General features: G+C 50.4%; 18 protein-coding genes and 1 pseudogene. 5 read left to right on the top strand and 14 right to left on the bottom strand.

What is annotated here, in order from left to right; translation table 11 throughout:
* Positions 1 to 54 precede the first annotated feature (54 nt).
* The 4 genes from RJP21_RS10540 to RJP21_RS10525 all read right to left on the bottom strand — a co-directional run bounded on the left by RJP21_RS10540 (position 55) and on the right by RJP21_RS10525 (position 4,633).
* The gene (locus RJP21_RS10540) at positions 55 to 891 is read right to left on the bottom strand and encodes a carbohydrate ABC transporter permease (RefSeq protein WP_160044379.1); all 837 of its coding nucleotides are present in this window, start codon (positions 889 to 891) and stop codon (positions 55 to 57) included.
* A gap of 12 nt (positions 892 to 903) precedes the next feature.
* Entirely contained in the window at positions 904 to 1,839 is a 936-nt protein-coding gene (locus RJP21_RS10535) for a carbohydrate ABC transporter permease (protein WP_310859221.1), read from the bottom strand.
* A gap of 69 nt (positions 1,840 to 1,908) precedes the next feature.
* Positions 1,909 to 3,201, bottom strand: coding sequence for an ABC transporter substrate-binding protein (locus tag RJP21_RS10530; RefSeq protein ID WP_310859220.1), 1,293 nt, complete (start codon positions 3,199 to 3,201; stop codon positions 1,909 to 1,911).
* A gap of 322 nt (positions 3,202 to 3,523) precedes the next feature.
* Entirely contained in the window at positions 3,524 to 4,633 is a 1,110-nt protein-coding gene (locus tag RJP21_RS10525; protein ID WP_310859219.1) for a GntR family transcriptional regulator, read from the bottom strand.
* A gap of 527 nt (positions 4,634 to 5,160) precedes the next feature.
* Here RJP21_RS10525 and RJP21_RS10520 point away from each other — a divergent pair.
* Positions 5,161 to 5,364 carry a DUF6199 family natural product biosynthesis protein gene (locus tag RJP21_RS10520; RefSeq protein WP_310859218.1) on the top strand — a complete coding sequence of 68 codons (204 nt, stop codon included), beginning with the start codon at positions 5,161 to 5,163 and terminating at the stop codon, positions 5,362 to 5,364.
* A gap of 110 nt (positions 5,365 to 5,474) precedes the next feature.
* Here RJP21_RS10520 and RJP21_RS10515 read toward each other — a convergent pair whose 3' ends face one another.
* Positions 5,475 to 5,912, bottom strand: coding sequence for an SRPBCC family protein (locus tag RJP21_RS10515; protein ID WP_310859217.1), 438 nt, complete (start codon positions 5,910 to 5,912; stop codon positions 5,475 to 5,477).
* Positions 5,913 to 6,190: 278 nt separating this feature from the next.
* On the bottom strand, positions 6,191 to 6,745 hold the full coding sequence (locus RJP21_RS10510; protein ID WP_310859216.1) for a GNAT family N-acetyltransferase: 555 nt from the start codon (positions 6,743 to 6,745) through the stop codon (positions 6,191 to 6,193).
* 298 nt (positions 6,746 to 7,043) lie between these two features.
* Between RJP21_RS10510 and RJP21_RS10505 the strand changes: the two genes are divergently transcribed.
* A complete protein-coding gene (locus RJP21_RS10505) occupies positions 7,044 to 7,673 on the top strand; it encodes a copper amine oxidase N-terminal domain-containing protein (RefSeq protein WP_310859215.1) in 630 nt (209 codons plus the stop codon).
* 98 nt (positions 7,674 to 7,771) lie between these two features.
* Here the strand turns inward: RJP21_RS10505 and RJP21_RS10500 are convergent, their stop codons facing one another.
* Both RJP21_RS10500 and RJP21_RS10495 read right to left on the bottom strand, forming a co-directional pair.
* Positions 7,772 to 7,900 carry a hypothetical protein gene (locus tag RJP21_RS10500; protein ID WP_310859214.1) on the bottom strand — a complete coding sequence of 43 codons (129 nt, stop codon included), beginning with the start codon at positions 7,898 to 7,900 and terminating at the stop codon, positions 7,772 to 7,774.
* Between the two features lie 66 nt (positions 7,901 to 7,966).
* Positions 7,967 to 8,464, bottom strand: a complete 498-nt coding sequence (locus tag RJP21_RS10495; protein WP_310859213.1) for a hypothetical protein — start codon at positions 8,462 to 8,464, stop codon at positions 7,967 to 7,969.
* A gap of 244 nt (positions 8,465 to 8,708) precedes the next feature.
* Here RJP21_RS10495 and RJP21_RS10490 point away from each other — a divergent pair, with 244 nt between their 5' ends.
* Complete coding sequence (locus tag RJP21_RS10490) at positions 8,709 to 9,854, top strand: lyase family protein (protein ID WP_310859212.1); 1,146 nt, start codon at positions 8,709 to 8,711, stop codon at positions 9,852 to 9,854.
* A gap of 169 nt (positions 9,855 to 10,023) precedes the next feature.
* Here RJP21_RS10490 and RJP21_RS31450 read toward each other — a convergent pair.
* From RJP21_RS31450 to pruA, 3 genes and pseudogenes are all read right to left on the bottom strand, one after another.
* Positions 10,024 to 10,173: pseudogene (locus RJP21_RS31450) on the bottom strand (transposase); the annotation flags it as partial.
* A gap of 101 nt (positions 10,174 to 10,274) precedes the next feature.
* Positions 10,275 to 11,585: an RNA polymerase factor sigma-54 gene (rpoN, locus tag RJP21_RS10485; RefSeq protein ID WP_310859211.1), complete on the bottom strand. Its 1,311-nt coding sequence runs from the start codon at positions 11,583 to 11,585 to the stop codon at positions 10,275 to 10,277.
* Positions 11,586 to 11,687: 102 nt separating this feature from the next.
* Entirely contained in the window at positions 11,688 to 13,235 is a 1,548-nt protein-coding gene (gene pruA / locus RJP21_RS10480; protein ID WP_310859210.1) for an L-glutamate gamma-semialdehyde dehydrogenase, read from the bottom strand.
* Between the two features lie 165 nt (positions 13,236 to 13,400).
* Here pruA and RJP21_RS10475 point away from each other — a divergent pair, with 165 nt between their 5' ends.
* Positions 13,401 to 14,321 carry a proline dehydrogenase family protein gene (locus RJP21_RS10475; protein ID WP_160044367.1) on the top strand — a complete coding sequence of 307 codons (921 nt, stop codon included), beginning with the start codon at positions 13,401 to 13,403 and terminating at the stop codon, positions 14,319 to 14,321.
* Between the two features lie 232 nt (positions 14,322 to 14,553).
* On the top strand, positions 14,554 to 16,296 hold the full coding sequence (locus tag RJP21_RS10470) for a sigma-54 interaction domain-containing protein (RefSeq protein ID WP_310859209.1): 1,743 nt from the start codon (positions 14,554 to 14,556) through the stop codon (positions 16,294 to 16,296).
* A gap of 178 nt (positions 16,297 to 16,474) precedes the next feature.
* Here the strand turns inward: RJP21_RS10470 and trxA are convergent, their stop codons facing one another.
* From trxA to RJP21_RS10455, 3 genes are read right to left on the bottom strand one after another with little or no spacing between them, the layout of a single operon-like run.
* Positions 16,475 to 16,792, bottom strand: coding sequence for a thioredoxin (trxA, locus tag RJP21_RS10465; protein ID WP_310859208.1), 318 nt, complete (start codon positions 16,790 to 16,792; stop codon positions 16,475 to 16,477).
* 32 nt (positions 16,793 to 16,824) lie between these two features.
* Positions 16,825 to 17,265: an RrF2 family transcriptional regulator gene (locus tag RJP21_RS10460; protein WP_310859207.1), complete on the bottom strand. Its 441-nt coding sequence runs from the start codon at positions 17,263 to 17,265 to the stop codon at positions 16,825 to 16,827.
* A complete protein-coding gene (locus RJP21_RS10455; RefSeq protein WP_310859206.1) occupies positions 17,262 to 18,167 on the bottom strand; it encodes an NAD(P)/FAD-dependent oxidoreductase in 906 nt (301 codons plus the stop codon). The genes RJP21_RS10460 and RJP21_RS10455 overlap by 4 nt, the downstream gene beginning before the upstream one ends.
* Between the last annotated feature and the right edge of the window lie 130 nt (positions 18,168 to 18,297).

The following is an 18,297-nucleotide window of genomic DNA, read 5'->3' as shown; positions in this document are numbered from 1 at the left end:
TCGGGATATTTGTTATCGGTGTGCCCGCGCCAAAGGATCGTTCGATATCGCCCTTTATCCTTTTATACCGCTAAACGTTATTCCGCTAATAAAAGTTTTCTGAAGAAAAAAGAACAGAATGATAATCGGCAATGTCATCAAGGTGGACACGGCCATTAACAAGCCCCATTCGGAGCCTTTTTGGCTTTGAAATTGCTGCAATCCGAGCGAGACGGTGTAAGAAGGTTCGTTCGTTAAATAGAGCAACGGCCCCATGAAATCAGTCCAGCTAGCCATAAATTGAAACAATGCGACGGCTAGGATCGCCGATTTGGCAAGCGGAAACATGATCTGCAAATAGATGCGAAACTCGCTGGCGCCGTCTAATCGGGCGGCTTCGCGCAGGGCGTCAGGCAGACCGAGGAAAAACTGCCGCGTCAGAAAAATGTAAATGGGCACTCCCAAAAATTGCGGAACAATAAGCGGAAGCGGCGTGCCAACCCACCCCAGCTTGGTAAACAATAGGAAAAGAGGAATCATGGTAACCTGACCGGGAATCATCATGACAGCGAGGGTAATGAAAAAAAGCAACCCCCGCCCGCGCCACTCCAGCTTGGCAAAACTGTATGCCACCAAAGGACAGGACACGATCACACCAAGCGTGCTGAAAATCGTAATGATCGCAGTATTTTTCAAATAGGTCCAGAAAGGAATATACTCGACGGCACGGGCATAATTGCTCCACATAAAAGGATGCGGAATCCATTGCGGAGGAAATGTAAATATTTGCGTGAGTGGTTTCAGAGAGGTCGAAATGAGCCAAACAAACGGCAGAATGAAAAATGCCGAAGCGATAATCAGACAAAGGTATGCTAACGTGCGGTTGATTCTTTTGATCGCGGTAGGATTCATCCGGCTTCCTCCTTATTTCCCTTGATAATGCACCCAGCGTTTCGACGTCATGAAAACGACTGCGGTTAATGCCATCACGATAATAAACAAGATCCAGGCCATGGCCGACGCATATCCCATTTTGAAATACCTGAATCCGTTTTCGTATAAATACATGACGTAAAAAGTCATGGAATTTGCAGGAGTTCCTTGCCCCTTCGTCAGCGTATAAGGAAGCGTGAATTGTTGAAAGGCACCGATCATTCCCATGACCAAGTTATAGAATATGACCGGCGTGAGCAAGGGCAATGTTACCGCTTTCGTTTTTTGGAACCAGCTGGCACCGTCAATCTCAGCGGCTTCGTAATAATCTTCAGGGATGTCCCCCAACCCCGCAAGGTAGATTACGACGGCTTGTCCAATACCCCAAAGCGACATGAGGATCAGGGAAGGTTTGGACCATGCCTCGCCGCTAAGCCAAGGGGGCCCGTCAATGCCGATACTTGCCAACATTCCATTCACCAAACCGAAGTTGGGATGCAGCAGCCACATCCATAAAACCGCCAAAGCCACTTGCGGGACGAGGGTAGGCAAGAAAAAGATCGTTCTGAATACAGCCAAGCCTTTGACTTTCATATTCAACATCATGGCAAGCGCCACACCGATAAAAATACTTAACGGAACAAAAAATACCGTGAAATAAATCGTATTGTATATGGATTTCCAGAACAAAGGATCATGGAACAGTTCCCTATAATTATTCAATCCAACGAATTCGCCGGGCTGAAGAATGCTGTAAGTCGTAAAACTGAAGTAGATCGACGTCAACATCGGAATTGCATAAAAGCAAAGCAGTCCCAGGATCCATGGGGAAGCAAACAGCCACCCCGTTACGTGTCGGCGGAACGATCGTTGTTTTCCCGCTGCCGGAAATGTTTTTACACGTGCTGCACCGGCCAGTTTTGCCATATCCATTCCCCTTCCGGTTATTATGCATCGGCAGACAAGGAAGGAACCCCCTCCCGCCTGCCGGAGATGTTATTGATTGTATTTTTCCAATGCTTTATTGACGGTCTCGGTTACGCGGTCCAAATTTTCTTTTGGCGTGCCGTTGCCGCGAGTAGCCTTTTCCGTTGCGGAAGCCAGTTCGTTCCACAGCAGCTGCCCTTCAGGAATAACCGGGCGGTTATGCGAGTGAGGCAAAATATTAACGAATTCCTTCATGATCGGATCATCTTTGTATCCGAATTTCGCATTCACCGAATCGATCACGGAGAATCCCGAATTGGCATTCACCAATGCTTGTCCTTCTTCTTTCCCCAAAAATTCGAGGAACTTCCATGCAGCATCGACGTTTTTGGCGCCTTTAGGGATAATCGCGGAGCCGCCTCCCGACCATGTCGTAAAGTTCGTTCCTGTCGGCGTCGGTATGGGGGCAACGCCGTAATTCAGATTCGGATTGAATTTTTTGATGCCCGGGACGGTAAAGTTTCCGCTCACTTTCATGCTGATCTGACCGGAAATGAACGGGTCCATTTCTTCCGAACCGGCCGCGCTTGTAAACCCTGCAATGTCTTCGACATTATATTTTTTGCCAAAGTCGGTCATCCACTGAAGCGCTTCCACGACTTTAGGATCGTTGGCCGTAATTTTGCCGGTTGCGGGATCCTGAAATTCCCCTCCGAAGGCCCAGCCCCAGGTATACAGCCAACCTTGCGAATACCAAGGGATAAAACCAATCCGTTTGAACCGTTTCCCCTCCTTGATCGTCAGCTTTTCCGCAGCCGCTTCGAGCTCTGCAATCGTTTTTGGCGGCTTTTCGGGATCCAGTCCCACTTCCTTAAAATGATCTTTATTGTAAAACAGCAGACGGGCGTCGGTATCCATCGGAATGGCATAAAGCTTTCCTTTGTAACTGGACTCGTCCCAAGCAAACGGGTAATACAGTTCTTTGCGGATTCCGGATGCCTCAGCCATCGAAGACAGATCGGTCAACGAACCCTGCGCCGCCCAAGTGCCGACTTTAAACCGGTCGAGAAGCGCAACGTCGGGAGGATTGCCTCCGGCAACGGCCGTAAGCAGCTTCTGGTCCGATCCTTCGCTGGACTCCGTGTAAACCAAATGCATTTTGATCGTAGGATTCTTTTCCTCGAAGGCTTTCACCACTTTATTCATATTCTCCAGATCGATGGAGGTAAGGCCATGCCACATCGTAACGGTTGTAACACCCGGTTGATCGCCCGAGCCTGCATTCTTTGAGCAAGCGGTTACAATCATCAAAACAGTCAAAAGCACCAGAATTGGAAAAACGCGTCTTTTAGATTTCCCCATTCATAAATCCCCCTTAAAAATAGGTTTTGTTGGTGATTCAACTCCTTTATGCCCCCGGCCACCTCCTGTTAAGCTCATACACTCAAAATGAAATCATATGAACTTATGAATAATCGGAACTGATGCTCTTAGCAGCGTCAACGATGAGGTTATATTCGGTATGTTATTATACTTAGTATGTCATGTCAATTATGAAATTACGATATTATACTAAAAATGCCATGATTTCCTTGCATAAAAAGAAAGCTCCGAAAAGTCCAATGGACTTTCCGGAGCTTTCCGTCATGAAGCATTTTATTGGCGAGTCGAACGGTTCATCCTGTCATTTTTTAACGATCATCCGGTGTTCGATAATCGTCCGTTCAGGAACGGCTGTTCCAAGGATTTGAGAGACCAGCATATTCACCGCCGCTTCGCCCATCCGCTTCTCATCTTGTTCAATGTGGGTGAATAGGGTTTGTCCTAAATAATCATCCATCGAGTCGAAGCAAACAATCTCGAATTCCTCCAATGATTTCCCCATCGAATGAATCACATTAGCCAGCATCGTGGCGATTAAAAACTCCGAAACGACAAACGCCTTCACGTTGGGGTGCTGCTCCAAAAAAACTCTAAGCGTCTCTTTATCTTTTTCCCTGGCCTCCCCGCCTATGTTTTCGGGAAGAGTTCCTCTTAAGTTCGTTATTAAATAATCTTTATTCAATTTCATTCCTTCTTGGGTAAAAGCTAACGTATATCCGAGGAGTCTTTCCTCCAAAGTTGAAGTATTTTCCTCCGGCGGAGATAAAAACGCTATTTTTTTATGACCTTTATGGATTAAATGGAGCGTGAGATCCATCGATGCTTTTTTATTATCGGTATACACCGAACAAACGGGAATTCCTTTCAAATATCGATCGACTAAAACGATTGGAAATTGATCGAATACGAGTCGAAGCAATTCTGAATTATAATGCTCGCCATGAATGGGTGTCATGAGTAATCCTTTAACGCCCAGGCTAATGAAAAGTTGGATGGCGCGTATTTCTTCCTCGCGGTCCCCGGATGTACGCTTGATGATCAGTTGATACTGATGCTCGGCGCTTTGCTTTTCCATCGATCTCAGCAGCTTAAGGCCGAACTCATCTGAAAAATTCGGTGTTATGAACCCGAGAAGCCGCTTCTCATCGTCAGCAACCAGTGGCGGCGATATACTCTTTGGCTCTTGTCCCGCCGTCAGATGATCCGCCACAAATGAACCTTTGCCTTGAATTCGTATGATCACTCCCGAATCGGCCAGTTTCTCCAGCGCTTTTTTAGAAGTAATGCGGCTGACCCCGAATTGTTCGGCTAATTCTTTTTCCGAGGATAAGCGATCCCCCGCTTTCAAGCGACCTTCTTTAATTTCTTGAATTATGTAAAGATATATTTGCTCATATAGATGCAGCTCCATTTGATTCACCCTTACATCATAAAATTGGTATACTAAGTATACTATATAAAAATCAAATCGCAATTTCTATGCGGTTTTGAGCATGCCAATATGACCGGATATCGAACCTCACCATTCGGCTTGTTTTTTTATTTCTTATTCCTGACGTTTTATTTTTACTAGAATCCACCCCAAAATAAATGAGAGAGACATTCCGATCGCAATCATATACACGTTAAAGAACAAACTGTTGGTGTACTGGTTAACCCAGCCAAAACGGTATACGATTTCCACAATCCACCCGCGATCAACACGATCACCCCAGGGTTCCCGTTCCCGGATATCCCGTGACCGGGCCGATATCTAAACGTTAATACGTCCACTACTGCGGCAAGAAAAATGTTTATAAGCAAACACGCTAAAAAAAGCAAACCTGTCTTTCTCATTGCCTTGCCGCTCCTTTTATTCATAGGCTCCCTCCCAATTCACCGCAGCATGAAACAAATTTCCAAATTCTGCGTATTGTTCTACAAAGGGGTTGAATCGTTATGCTCATGTTCGCTGGTATTATATGCATCGCGATTGGTTTGACCAATGTCATCAATCCGAATTTTGCGTGGTATTTGAAAGAAGGTTGGAAGGTCGACGGCGATTCCGAGCCAAGCGACACATATATCGCTCTTACGAAAATAGGCGGAGTCATCGCAATCGTATTTGGCATCATCTTTTTTTTCACGGGAATTTTTTCTTGATTCCGATTTTCCAAAACCCGGATTCCTTGGAGAAAATGAAACCCATGTCCTCAGGACATGGGTTATTGTCCGTACCGGGGTTTGTCGCCTCTTAACGACTCCTGATGACGTCAACCCAGGACCAAACCGGCCCTCAATTCATTGACGCCAAATTCAAGATAACCCTTTAAACAGGTTAACATATAAACCCAGCCTTCCTTGTTGCCTAACATTTGGCTTAGCAGATTTTCGTCGTGCCCGTTAAAACCTTCTTCGTTAACTTCAATAATCGTGCCGCCATGATCCATTTCCGTCAGCGTCATCGTAACGACATTTCCTTCCTCGCCGTCGCCCCACCGGAAAACGATTTTTTTGTCCGCTTCAATGTCCAAAATTTGAATTGCGCCTTCCGCAGCGTATTCATCGTATTTCAATATAACCGTCTTTCCTTGCTCCCATCTTTCGGAGCTGGACGAGAACCAAAAATTCCCGATTTTTGCGGGGTCGACGAAGGCTTCAAACACTTCATGCGCAGGCTTCAAAATTTTCATTTTCGTCAGGTTGTTCATATATAACCCTTCCTTCTTTCATCCGATTGTCATCATTCCCTGAAACGACGATGGCTCCGACCTTCAATCGCTCTGCATACCGGTGATACAGCCCGCCAGCCACCAACGTTCTTTATTCATCATCAGCATTACTTTCCCGGACTATACGCACCCATGAACGCCCCCGTTTCTCTCCGTTTATTTCCCAAACAACCTGTGCACAAGCAAAAATTGGATGAGTCCTGTTGTTCACATGCTGAAAAAGACATCCGCCAGGGGATGTCTACAAAAGCTTTCACTCAAAACGTGTAATACCAATAAACGGCGATCTCATCCGTATGCCTGTTTATTCCCTTATATATATTCAAGTCGAATCCGCCGATTTCAAAACCGCAGCTCTCGTAAAATTTGCACGCCTTCACATTATTATGCTGCGTTTCCAGCATGATGCCCGGCATTCCATTTTCTTTCGCCCAACGTTTGGTTTGTTCCACAAGTTTCCTTCCGATGCCGTGCCGTCTGAACCTGCGGTCCACTTTGATGTCTTCGATGCAGGCATATTCGTTCCAATTGCGCTTCACGATCACCTGCCCTGCAATACGGTTGCCCGCAAAAGCCAAAAATACGGCCCGGTCCGGCTGATCGATATACATGGAGCAGTCCGTGTCGTCCGCTTCCTCAACCGTTTCATCTTCGTAGCTTTTTTCATAGGGGGTCACGGATTTGACCGTGTATTCAATTTGGTTGTCCTGCAGCGACAGAAGCAAAACCGAATCCACGACAAACCGATCATCGATATCGATTCGCTGCCCGCAGTCCTCTTTTGTCATTTTCCGGATCGTTATTTTTTCCATGGTTTGGCCTCACCTTCAATTTTAGTTCATTCATCCTCAAAATAGCGATTCCTTTATGAAGGCGGGCCGCGGACTTATCGAAATACTTCCAATTCTCTCATAAAAAGAACCTCCGAACGATTGGATTTTGTGAACGAGGAAATATCAAGCGGAATGAAGCAAAGGATGCCTTGAGTCTTTCAATAAAGGTTATCTATGGGTTGAATGCATCATTTCTAGCATTATATCAAAATATTCCCTTATTACGCTCGTCTATGTTATATTATAGGTATATTATACCAACAGGGAGTATGTGTACATGAAAAAGAGATTGCTCACTAGTTCTTTTGCATTACTATTTCTGTTTTCGAGCACCGCCGCAACTGCGCATCCGGGCAGAACCGATGCGAACGGCGGCCATACCTGCTGGACAAACTGTTCCAGATGGGGACTGGAATATGGCGAGTACCATTACCATAACGGCGGACACTCGTCATCCGGTTCAAAAAAATCCTCGAGTGGTTCTTCCTCCAAATCGAGCCGTTCGAATTCGCAAACATCCCAGCCCAAACCTGCACCGAAACCGTCTTACCAGAAATCATCGATCAATGTTTTCGTAAACGGGAAAAGAGTCGAGTTTGCGAACGCGCCGTTAATCTATGAAAATACGAACCTCGTCCCTCTTCGGGACCTCGTGCAAGCGTTGGGAGCCGGCTTGAGTTATGATCAAAGCACCGGAACGATTGGCGTAACAAAAGGCTCCTATAAAGTGACGTTGACCGTCGGCAGCAACATCGTATTTTATAACGGAACATCCGAAACGGCCAGCGCCGCACCCAAAATCATAAACGGTGTTACCTACGTGCCATTGCAAGTCATCGTCAAAGGATTGGGAGCAGGTATGGCGTTTGACTCGGCCGATCATTCCTTTAAAATTACCATCAAATAAGATACGGGAGCTTTAGCCGAACAAACCTTTTGCTTGGATAAAACATCCGATAAATTCAAAGCCGCAGTCCCTTCAGCAATTTGCTGACAGGGACTTTTTTAAATCCAATGGTCGATGCGTTCGGCTTCGGCCATGCAGGTCAGGCCTTCAATCGTTTCCGCAGGGGCGCCAATACGATCTGCTTCCGGTAAAAAACGGGCCGTGTTCCAACCAACGCCACGCTGCATAGCGCCAAACGCCTTCACGGCAGCCGGCAATTGCGTGTGAGAACTTTGCCTGCCGCTCCGTGTGAATTATGAATCGGTTCTTTTCCCCGTTACCCTGCAGCTTTCCAGCTTGATCCAAAAATTGCTTTCATCGGCACCGCAGACCGTCCCCTCAACCTGATAGCCTGGATACATCCACGCCGGAGGCGTATGCATTCTCAGCACCGGATCGTTTGCAACGGCGTAAGACTCCCCGTCCAACCGGATGATGACCCCTTGCGGATAAAACATTTGGATCGTCCCGGTGACGGTTGTGCCCGGCCGATATTGCCGTTTCGTTTCTTCCCATGCGTTTTTGTAAGGCTCTACCGCCGTATGCCAAACTTCTTCAAACGCCTCGGGGGTGATTTCTTCGTCCCCGTCGAAGATCTCTACTTCCGTTTCGCACAGCTGAAAATCCGGCGCGATGGATACGCGGCACCCTTCTTGCCCAAGGGAAACCTGCCGATATGCAGCCCCGCGTTCATTGATCTCGAAATAATAAAGTTCGTTGTCTTCGAAGCCGTTTGCTTTTATGTATTTCATTTCGTGCCCCCCTTTCCTGTAGTTCGCTTAAGCCGTCCTGCCGTTTGCATTGCCGCGCACCTATCGGTTCGCAACGTCAGCGGAGGTTGGACCATTCCATCATAACATTCCGCAAAGGAGACCAACGATCAAAATTTGCAAAAAAAATAGCATAGATCCCCCTTTGTTTTGGAACGGATTTTGCTTAATAACATAATGACAGCAATTGCGACTGATGTTTATAACGAAAGGGGAAGCCAAACCTATGATCAGAATCGAACAAGACGGATTGGGAGCCCGCGTGCTGCCCTCCCATGCGTATTACGGAATACGGACCCTGCGTGCCTCCGAGAAACTTCCGCATCATGGCGGCATGCCTGTTCACGATGAACTGATCGGTGCGATCGCTTGCGTAAAAAAAGCCGCTGCATTGGCCCATGCCGAATCGGGCAAGCTGCCGGTCAAAATGGGCAAGGCACTGATAAGGGCGTCGGAGGAAGTGATCGAGGGAAAACATAGACGGGAGATTATCGTGGATTGGCTTCAGGACATCTCCGGAGACTCCCTGAATATGAACTTGAATGAAATTATCGCCAACCGGGCGCTGGAGCTCATCCTTGAAGATAAAGGCAATTATTCCGTCATCGACCCGGTCCGGCATGTGAATATGGGACAGACAACAAGCGGCGTCGTCGCGGCGGCTCTCCGGATCGCATCGCACAGATTATCCCAAGCATTGATTGTTTCCATCGATCAAATCGTCGGCCGCTTGATGGTCAAAAAAGCGGAAATCGATGCCCGCTTGGGACCTGAACGCCTGCATTGGCAGCCGGGAACGCCGGCATGGATCGGCCGGCAATTGGAAGAGTACGCGCAGCAGCTTCGGCTGGATCTGGAACGCATCGCCGCCGCCGACTTCCGGCTGACCTCCGGCATAAACGCAGTCCGCATCGGCAGCGATGATGAGTTGATCGGACCCAAAATATTATTCCATTTGCGGCAATTCGCTCAAATCGGAGCGCAGCACCCGGCAGAAGTCGAACGCTCCGAAACAAACACCGAAGGGTTCGCGCGGCTTTCCTCTGCGGTAAAACATTGCGCGCTGAATCTGTCCAACCTGTGCGGCGACCTTCGTCTCGCCGTCTCGCTGCAAACCCCCGGCCAACATCCTGAACTTTTTGGCAGCGCGGAAGCAGCCGCGGGCGAATCCCTCAGCCAAGTCGCGTTCCAGGCGATCGGCTTCGACCACAGCCTCGGGCTGGCCGCGGAAGCCGGCATGCTGGACCGGGACGCCATCCCGCCTGTGCTGGCGCATAATTTGCTTGAATCGCTGAAGCTTATGGGAAAAGGCGTGAACGCCTGGGTTGCGGCAGCCCAACACGATCCGGAGAAGCGGGCAGCCGGCCAATAACGGCGGCCTTTCTCCGCTTCCAAAAACCAGCCAGCAACTAGTCCCGCAGCTTGCCAATCGTCTTCACCACGTCGATGGGGGCTGTCTCAAAAGTAGGTTTCTTGTTTGACGAGGCAGCTCACTTCAGTGAAAATTACGCTTATTATAAGGGCATGGTGGTGTCACAAAGTTATCCCAGCACCGCCATGTCTTTATTTGGATCTATCGCCGCTTTCTTTAGCAGTTTATGGGCGAGCGAAAGCCACCCGACCTCTAGGTTCACTTTCTACAGGCCTCGAAGCAGAAAACGTTTGAATCCGCGGTTGTTCTTCATGGGGCCGCCCTCAAGATCTAAGATCTTTGGGGACGGCCTCTTTCGATTGTCCGCAGGCATTCAAAAAGGCTGCCCCGGAAATCGTTTTTCCGCGGGCAGCCGATGGCTTATATTTTATTTTTTCGGCCCGACGAGGACATGATTCTTAATTCTTCCCGGTATTTGGCCACGGCTCTGCGCGAAAGCCGGATTCCCTCGAGGGCAAGCAGATCGGTGATGTTCTGATCGGAATACGGGCGGCTTTTATCTTCGGCATCGATCATCTCTTTGATTCTCGCCTTGACCATGCGCGAGGAAGCCAATCCTCCATCGCTGCTCGCCACGCCCGCGGCAAAAAAATATTTGAGCGGGAACACGCCGTGCGGGGTGAGCGCAAATTTGCCGTTGACCGCGCGGCTGACCGTCGACTCATGCATATTCAGCTTTTGCGAGATTTTGTTTAACGTCATCGGCCGCAAGCCTTTGACGCCATCGCTCACAAATTCCCGCTGCTCCTCCATCATGGCATGCACCACTTTAAGCAGGGTAGCCTTTCGCATCTCCACGCAGCGTACGAGCCACGCCGCCGACTTGACGCAGCGGTCTACATAAGACATCGCTTCGGCGGAAGGATGCTTTTTTGCCCATAACCGGTATTCGCCGCTGATGGACAAACGAGGGAGGCTCGAGCGATGAAGCAAAACCGTAAAGCCTTCCGCATGGCGCTCGACCACGGCGTCGGGGACGATAAACTGCGGCTCGAAGACCCCAAGCGCCGTCCCGGGCCGCGGGTTTAAAGACCGGATATATTGCAGGGCACGCACCGCCTGCTCTTTCGTTATCCGCAGTTCGGAGGCGATCCGGCCAACGTTCCCGCTTGCCGCGTCCTGCATATAACCTTCGACGACGTCCAGCGCAAAAGGAACAGGCTTCGGGTCCCGGACGATCTGCAGCCTCAAACATTCCCGCAGATCCCTGCCGGCGATTCCGGCGGGCTCCAAAGATTGCAGCTTCTCCAGCGCGAGTTCAAGCAGCGGTTCGCCAACGTTTAAACGCTTTCCGATTTCGGCTAATGGTACGTCCAAATACCCGTCATCATTCAGATTGCCCGCCATATACGCGGCCGCTTTGAATACGGCGGGAGGAAGCGATAGGAGGCGAAGCTGGCTGAGCAGCTTTTCCTCCATCGTGTCCTGCCTGCCCGCCGCGTTCAGGAATGGATCCATTGCAAGCGAGCCTCCCCCGCGTCCGATTGTGGCATCGCTTACCGGCGTTTCTCTGCGGATTTCAAGCTCCAAAACGGGGTTTTCCGTCGCCTGCTCCTGCAAATATTGCAATAGCTCGTCGCCGGGCAGCGATAAAATGTGGATGGATTGCTTCAGTTCAGGAGTGATCGCCAGCTTCAAGCGTTGATCTTGCACAAGTTGATAGCCTAACAATGGCCTCTCCCCTTCCGCACAGGTCGTTCAATGAAAAGATGGTCTTCTTTTTACAGTACTCGAAAGCATGCCATAAAACTACCGCCGCCACTGTCTAAAATTTTAGAATCGATCTGATACGAGCTTCGCTTGCGTAAACAGCAGCAAGTAATCCCGGCCGCCGGCTTTCGAGTCCGTTCCCGACATATTGAATCCGCCGAACGGATGCGTGCCGACAAGCGCGCCCGTACATTTGCGGTTGAAATACAGGTTGCCCACGAAAAATTCGCGTCTGGCCTTTTCCAGATGGGCCCCGTTCCGCGAAATGACGGCGCCGGTCAATCCGTAAACGGTATTGTTGGCGAATTCCAGCGCTTCGTCAAACGAAGCGGCTTTCGTAAAAGCGACGACCGGGCCAAAAATTTCCTCTTGGGAAATGCGTGCCGTCGGTTCGACGTCCGCAAAAATCGTCGGCTCGATAAAATATCCGTTTGGTTCTCCCGTCCCGCCGCCAAGCACCAGCCGCCCTTCCTGCTTGCCGATTTCAATGTATTCCAAAATTTTGGCGTATGCCTTTTCGTCGATGACGGGGCCGAGGTTTGCGGACGCTTCCGCCGGATTGCTCATGATCAGCTTGCTTGCGCGCTCCACCACTTTGTTCAGCACGGTATCGTATACCTCTTCATGTATGATCACGCGCGAGCAGGCCGAGCATTTTTGCCCGGAGAAACCAAACGCCGAGGTGGTGATCACGTCCGCCGCCAGGTCCAGATCGGCCTCCTGGTCCACGACGATGGCATCTTTTCCGCCCATTTCGGCCACGACGCGTTTGATCCATTTTTGTCCCGGCTGGGTTTTGGCTGCACGTTCGTTGATCCGCAGCCCCACGTCGCGGGAACCGGTAAAGCTGATAAACCGGGTAAGCGGATGATCCACGAGGTAATCGCCTACCTGTCCGCCCGGCCCCGGAAGGAAATTAACGACGCCCGGCGGCAGCCCCACCTCTTCGAGCAAAGCCACGAATTTCGCCGCGATCACCGGCGTCGCGCTGGCCGGCTTCAGCACCACCGTATTGCCAGCCACCACTGCGGCCGTGGTCATCCCCGCCATGATTGCCAGCGGGAAGTTCCACGGAGGAATGACGACGCCGACGCCCAAAGGAATATAATACAGTTCGTTTTCTTCCTCTTCGCTGACCGTTAACGGTTGAGGCAAGCTAAGGCGCTGCATTTCCCGTCCGTAAAACTCGAGAAAATCGATCGCTTCCGCCGTTTCGACGTCGGCCTCGACTCTCGTTTTTCCCGCCTCGAACGTCATCAGGGCCGAAAATTCATGGCGGCGCCGGCGCAGCAGCGCGGCGGCCCGGAATAAGTACCGTGCGCGTTCGCCCGGATCGGTGCGCTTCCACGTCTCGAACGTCGCTGCCGCCGTTTGAATCGCTTTTTCCGCCAAAGGAATGTCGGCTTGCGATACCGTGCCGATCACCTGCGACGTATTCGCCGGATTGATCGAGTCGATTTTGCGGTCGGTCATTATTTTTTCCCCGCCGATCATAAGCGGATACACTTTGCCGAGTTCGGCTTCCACCTTTTTCAGCGCCGCGTCGTAGGCCGCATTGTTGCTTTCTTCCTTGAAATTGACGAATACCTCGTTTTTAAATTCGGATCTCATCAGTCGTACCATCCTTCCTTATCGTTTTCGGAAAATTCATCCGTTCCTGCATTGGTAAGAAGCAAAAATCATGCCAACACGGGCGAAACTCCTTTTTGGCATATTTTTTGCTTGAATCATGATGTCAAGAACGATTAGCGATACATCGAAAGGGGAATGGGTCACATGGACCGTACCGAATTGTACCGGAAGGTGCTGCTCTCGGTTGCCGGCAACAAGCTGGTCGAGAAGCTGTCGCTCAAATATGGACGAAAACTGGCAAGCAAATTTATCGCGGGGGATACGCTTGCCGAAGCGCTGAACGAAATCGAGGTGCTGAACAGCAAAGGGATTATGGTGACGCTCGACCATTTGGGGGAAGGCATCAAGGCGTTATCCGAGGCTTCCGGATATAAAGAGGAATATTTAAGGCTGGTGGACGGCATCGCGGAGCGAAACGTCCTTTCGAACGTCTCCTTAAAGCCGACCCAAATGGGTTTGGCCCTCGATCCGGAAGCATGCTACTCCAACATTCGCGAGGTTGTCGGCCGGGCCAAAAAACACGGCAATTTCGTCAGGATCGATATGGAGGATTCGCCGTTTACGCAGGCTACGATCGACATCGTGCTCCGTCTGCACGGAGAAGGGCTGACCAACGTCGGCACTGTCATTCAAGCCTATTTGCGCCGCACCGAGGAAGACGTCAGGAAATTGATCGATGCGGGCGTCAATCTCCGTTTGGTCAAAGGCGCTTACAAAGAGCCGGGAACGGTCGCCTTTCAGCAAATGAGCGAAGTCATCGCCAATTATCAAAAAATCATCCGCATGCATCTGGACCGGGGCGTATACACCGCCATCGCCTCCCATGACGACCGCATCATCCAATGGGTCAAGGAATACGCCCGTGCAAACGGCATCGGCAAAGATGCTTTTGAATTCCAGATGCTCTACGGCTTGCGGATGAACGAGCAGGAACGATTGGCAAAGGAAGGTTACCGGATTCGCTGCTATATGCCGTACGGAACGATGTGGTATCCATACTATACACGGCGGTTGGCCGAAAAACCGGCAAATCTGTGGATGGTTCTGAAAAACATGTTTAAATGATGATTTTGCAAAAATCCAAAAAGCGACTTCCAATCAGCAATATATAGAGCGAAACGGTTTAATTCGTCTATGTATTGTACCTGGAGCGGCAGGAATCGAATTTTGCAAAATACTGAAATAAAATCCTTGGAAACCGAAAGTGATTTACACCCAAAAACAGGCTGGGTATAATGGCCCTATCGATGAATTAAGAACTTCACTTCATTATTCGTCTTGGTTAGGGGGCAGCAGAATGAAACATGTATTGCCCAGTCCGGAACGTCTGATCCGAACGAATTATCGAATCGTCCTTCCGGCCGATCTGGAGCTCCTTCGGAACGGTCCGGAAATGACGGAAGACGGCCCGGTTTTTCTGGAATTGCAAGCCGGCCGTTACGGTCTGGTAACCGGGCCGGCGGAAGCCGGCGGCGAACTCCATATCGCCGTTGTCCGGACGGTGCATGCGGAGGATTCCTTGCCAGGCATCTCCACTGCTTTTGCTTCCTGTCCGTTTGCAATCGTGCTTCAGGACGGCAAACCTGCCGGTTATATCGCAGCCCGGGACGTCATTGAAGCGGCTGTTCAAGCCCATCGCCATTTGGAGGCTTATTTCTCGGCTACGTTGGAAGCGCTTAACCCCGACGTCGCGATTACGATCATTGATGAAGATGGACGCGTGGCAGGCTGGACGACCGGCGCGGAGCATATGTTTTCGATCCAAAAAAACGAAATTATCGGAAAACCCGCTTCGGACTTTTTCCCCGTCGACCGGCTGCAATCGCTGAAGACGCTCGAAACCGGCGAATCGGTACAAAAAAAGCTGCACCGGCCGCGCCAGGACATGTTCGTTCTCATCAACTCCGAACCCGTAACGCTGGATGGCGGGATCATCGGCGCCGTCGCGGCAGAGTCCGATTTAAGCACGCAGATGAAACTTCACCAGGAATTGCTTCAGATGACAAGCAAGGTCCATCACCTGCAGAAGGAAGTCGCGATGTTAAGCCCTTCGCCTTCGAACGACCCTTTTCAGCATATCAAAGGTACGAGTCCCGCCATCAAAAACAGCATCGCCACGATCAAAAAGATCAGCACGACCAAAGCAACGGTCCTGATCCAGGGCGAAAGCGGCACAGGCAAGGAATTGTTCGCCCAGGCGATCCATCGCTGCCGCGAAGCGGCGGACGCCCCGTTTATCGCCATCAACTGCGGGGCCATTCCGGGCGCGCTGTTCGAAAGCGAGCTTTTCGGTTACGAGAAAGGCGCTTTTTCCGGAGCCGACCCGAAAGGCAAAAAAGGAAAAATCGAGCTGGCGAGCGGAGGCACCCTGTTTCTGGACGAAATCGGGGAAATGCCTTTGGAGATGCAGGTCAAAATGCTGCGCGTCCTGCAGGAGAAAAATTATTTTCCGGTCGGCGGAACCAAGCTGAAACAGGCGGATTGCCGAATTATTGCCGCGACGAACCGGGATTTGAAAAAAATGATCGCCGAAGGCGCATTCCGCGAGGATTTGTATTACAGATTGAACGTCGTCTCCATGGACATCCCTCCCCTGCTCGACCGCAAAGAGGATATTTACGAGCTGACGCAGTCGTTTTTGCATGAATTTTCCCTTGTATACGGCCGCCACATCCAATCCTTCACGCCGGACGTATTCGAGGATTTGCTGCAATACGATTGGCCGGGCAACATCCGCGAGCTTCGGAACACGATTGAACGGCTCGTCATATTCTCGACCGACGGCGAAGTGAAACGCGAATATTTGCCGGCGAACATTTATACGGGCGACCAAAAAAACGGGGCTGCGGGCCAAACTCCCGATCCGCGCAACAAGGCGGACTTGGACGGCGCTCAATTTCAGGCGAGGCTCGATGAATACGAGCGCAGCCTGCTTCAGCAGCTGCTGGAAACGTACGGCGGCAACAAGCTTGCGGTCGCGAAGCGGCTCGGCATCTCGAGAGCGACGTTGTACAACAAGTTGAAAAGGCTCCAATTGTAAATCATGGCATTGTTTGTTTTATTAGACAGTCGGAATTTAAATGTCTAAAAATTTAGACGTTTTATGGGAAACATATCGTCCGGCTGAACGCAAACGCAGCACCGCGCGCAAGATTTGCGCGCGGTGCGAAATAGATAACTTTAAAATGTTGGAATCAGGTGTCCGCCATGGGCATCGTTTACAAATATTCGGCTACCCATTGATTTAGACTTTCCTTGGACAGGATCCCGATTTCTTTGGCGACCGGTTTCCCGTTTTTGAACAATATGGTTGCAGGAATGCTCATAATTCCGAATCGGGCCGCCGTCTCGGCATTTTCATCCACATTGACTTTCACGACTTTGACATCGCTTTTGTTATCGGAAGCATACGCTTCGAGAATGGGAGCAAACATGCGGCAAGGCCCGCACCAAGACGCCCAGAAATTCACCAGCGTAACCCCTTCGCTCCGCAGATCTTTTTTGAATGTAGAATCGGTTGCATGATAAATGGTCATGTCGGTCTTCCTCTCTTTTTGAATGGTTTTGGTTAAGAAAATAAACCGGAGCGGATGTTATCCGCCGAAATATCGGCAATCGAATATTTTGCCAAACAGTTCATGACGCAATGCCGCACCTCGACGATCACCTGATCGAGGCCGTCTGAAGCCGATTCCGCCGCCCCGGCGTCTTGATCTCCCGGCTTGTATTTTTCATCGCTGACGGCTTCAAACGCGACGGCAAGCGAAATATGATCGGGAGGAGCTCTGAGCGTATACCCGCCATCCCTCCCTTCCTTCGCTTCAATGATCCCTCTCTTCAGCAGCGGCGACATGATTTTTCTTAAGTAAACGGCATGAACGCGCAGATGGCGGGCCATTTCCCCGCTTGTCATCGTTCCCCCGTGAGCCGCCAGGAGCAAAATGACGAGAACCAATACACGAAACCTGGATGTTCCCAGCGCGCGATCGGAGTCGAAAACCGGAGTCATTCTCCAAAATCCTCATCGGTCAAATCCATATTGACGGTTATGGCGACTTTGCTGCCCGCGGCTGCGGCATAAACCACCTGCGAAGGACGAACATAGGCGGCATCGCCGGCGGCATAGATTCCCTTGACGGAACTTCTCCCCGCAGCGTCGACGGCGATGCCTCCGTCATCATTCGTTTCATATCCCAGAGCATCCTTAAATTCGGCTTTCGGCAAAAATTTGGGCGTAATAAAAGCCCCGCCCCGCTCGATCAGGCTGCCGTCCGCAAAGCGGATGGATTCGAGCTGTCCGTCATGTCCCGAAAACGCGACGACCTGCGTCCGAATGACGCGGATGCCCCGGGATTCCAGCCTCTGCCGCTGTTCGTCCGTAAGCGGGGCACCTCCATTCGTGCATACGATCAAATCCTTGCTCCAGTTATACAGCAGCTTGGCCATGTGGAAAACCGAAGGCTCTTCCGAAATGACCGCAAGCGGTCGATCCCTCATCTCCCAACCATCGCAATACGGACAATTGAACACGCTTTTTCCGTAATATTCGTGCAAGCCCTCGATGTTTGGAAGCACTTCCTTCAACCCTGAAGCAAAGATCAGTTTCCGGGCCTCTACGGCTTTTCCGGAAGCCGTCAAAACGCAAAAACCGTTTTTCGTTTTCCGAACACCGGTGACCCCGGTCTGCCAATGCCTGACGGAAGGATATTTCAAAACTTCTTCATAGGCAATCCGCCTGAAATCGGCAGGCGTTACGCCGTCCCTCGTAATAAACCCATGAGAGGCCCGCGTGACCCTGTTTCTTGGCTGGTCATCATCAAAAATCGCAACGTTTCGTCTCGCACGGCCAAGCACCAAGGCGGCATTTAACCCTGCCGGCCCACCGCCCACGATCGCACAATCATAGATCATTTTGTGTCCACCTTTCTCGCTTGAAAGTAGATATTAAAGATATCTTATATCCTTAATATGTTCAAAAAAATAGCCGTTTTTTCCACAGTTATTTTTGCGCAAGCTCGCAAATCTTTTTGTTACGCAACTG

This window comes from Paenibacillus sp. VCA1, from assembly GCF_031583795.1.
Classification (GTDB): Bacteria; Bacillota; Bacilli; order Paenibacillales; family Paenibacillaceae; genus Paenibacillus_AQ; species Paenibacillus_AQ albilobatus.
The sequence above is the reverse complement of the archived record's forward strand: the minus strand, read 5'-3'. Positions and strand labels throughout refer to the sequence as shown.

Coding starts and splice junctions, on each gene's coding strand:
- RJP21_RS10540 (WP_160044379.1), bottom strand. CDS start 891: ATGAATCCTACCGCGATCAAAAGAATCAACCGCACGTTAGCATACCTT.
- RJP21_RS10535 (WP_310859221.1), bottom strand. CDS start 1,839: ATGGCAAAACTGGCCGGTGCAGCACGTGTAAAAACATTTCCGGCAGCG.
- RJP21_RS10530 (WP_310859220.1), bottom strand. CDS start 3,201: ATGGGGAAATCTAAAAGACGCGTTTTTCCAATTCTGGTGCTTTTGACT.
- RJP21_RS10525 (WP_310859219.1), bottom strand. CDS start 4,633: ATGGAGCTGCATCTATATGAGCAAATATATCTTTACATAATTCAAGAA.
- RJP21_RS10520 (WP_310859218.1), top strand. CDS start 5,161: ATGCTCATGTTCGCTGGTATTATATGCATCGCGATTGGTTTGACCAAT.
- RJP21_RS10515 (WP_310859217.1), bottom strand. CDS start 5,912: ATGAACAACCTGACGAAAATGAAAATTTTGAAGCCTGCGCATGAAGTG.
- RJP21_RS10510 (WP_310859216.1), bottom strand. CDS start 6,745: ATGGAAAAAATAACGATCCGGAAAATGACAAAAGAGGACTGCGGGCAG.
- RJP21_RS10505 (WP_310859215.1), top strand. CDS start 7,044: ATGAAAAAGAGATTGCTCACTAGTTCTTTTGCATTACTATTTCTGTTT.
- RJP21_RS10500 (WP_310859214.1), bottom strand. CDS start 7,900: ATGCAGCGTGGCGTTGGTTGGAACACGGCCCGTTTTTTACCGGAAGCA.
- RJP21_RS10495 (WP_310859213.1), bottom strand. CDS start 8,464: ATGAAATACATAAAAGCAAACGGCTTCGAAGACAACGAACTTTATTAT.
- RJP21_RS10490 (WP_310859212.1), top strand. CDS start 8,709: ATGATCAGAATCGAACAAGACGGATTGGGAGCCCGCGTGCTGCCCTCC.
- pruA (WP_310859210.1), bottom strand. CDS start 13,235: ATGAGATCCGAATTTAAAAACGAGGTATTCGTCAATTTCAAGGAAGAA.
- RJP21_RS10475 (WP_160044367.1), top strand. CDS start 13,401: ATGGACCGTACCGAATTGTACCGGAAGGTGCTGCTCTCGGTTGCCGGC.
- RJP21_RS10470 (WP_310859209.1), top strand. CDS start 14,554: ATGAAACATGTATTGCCCAGTCCGGAACGTCTGATCCGAACGAATTAT.
- trxA (WP_310859208.1), bottom strand. CDS start 16,792: ATGACCATTTATCATGCAACCGATTCTACATTCAAAAAAGATCTGCGG.
- RJP21_RS10460 (WP_310859207.1), bottom strand. CDS start 17,265: ATGACTCCGGTTTTCGACTCCGATCGCGCGCTGGGAACATCCAGGTTT.
- RJP21_RS10455 (WP_310859206.1), bottom strand. CDS start 18,167: ATGATCTATGATTGTGCGATCGTGGGCGGTGGGCCGGCAGGGTTAAAT.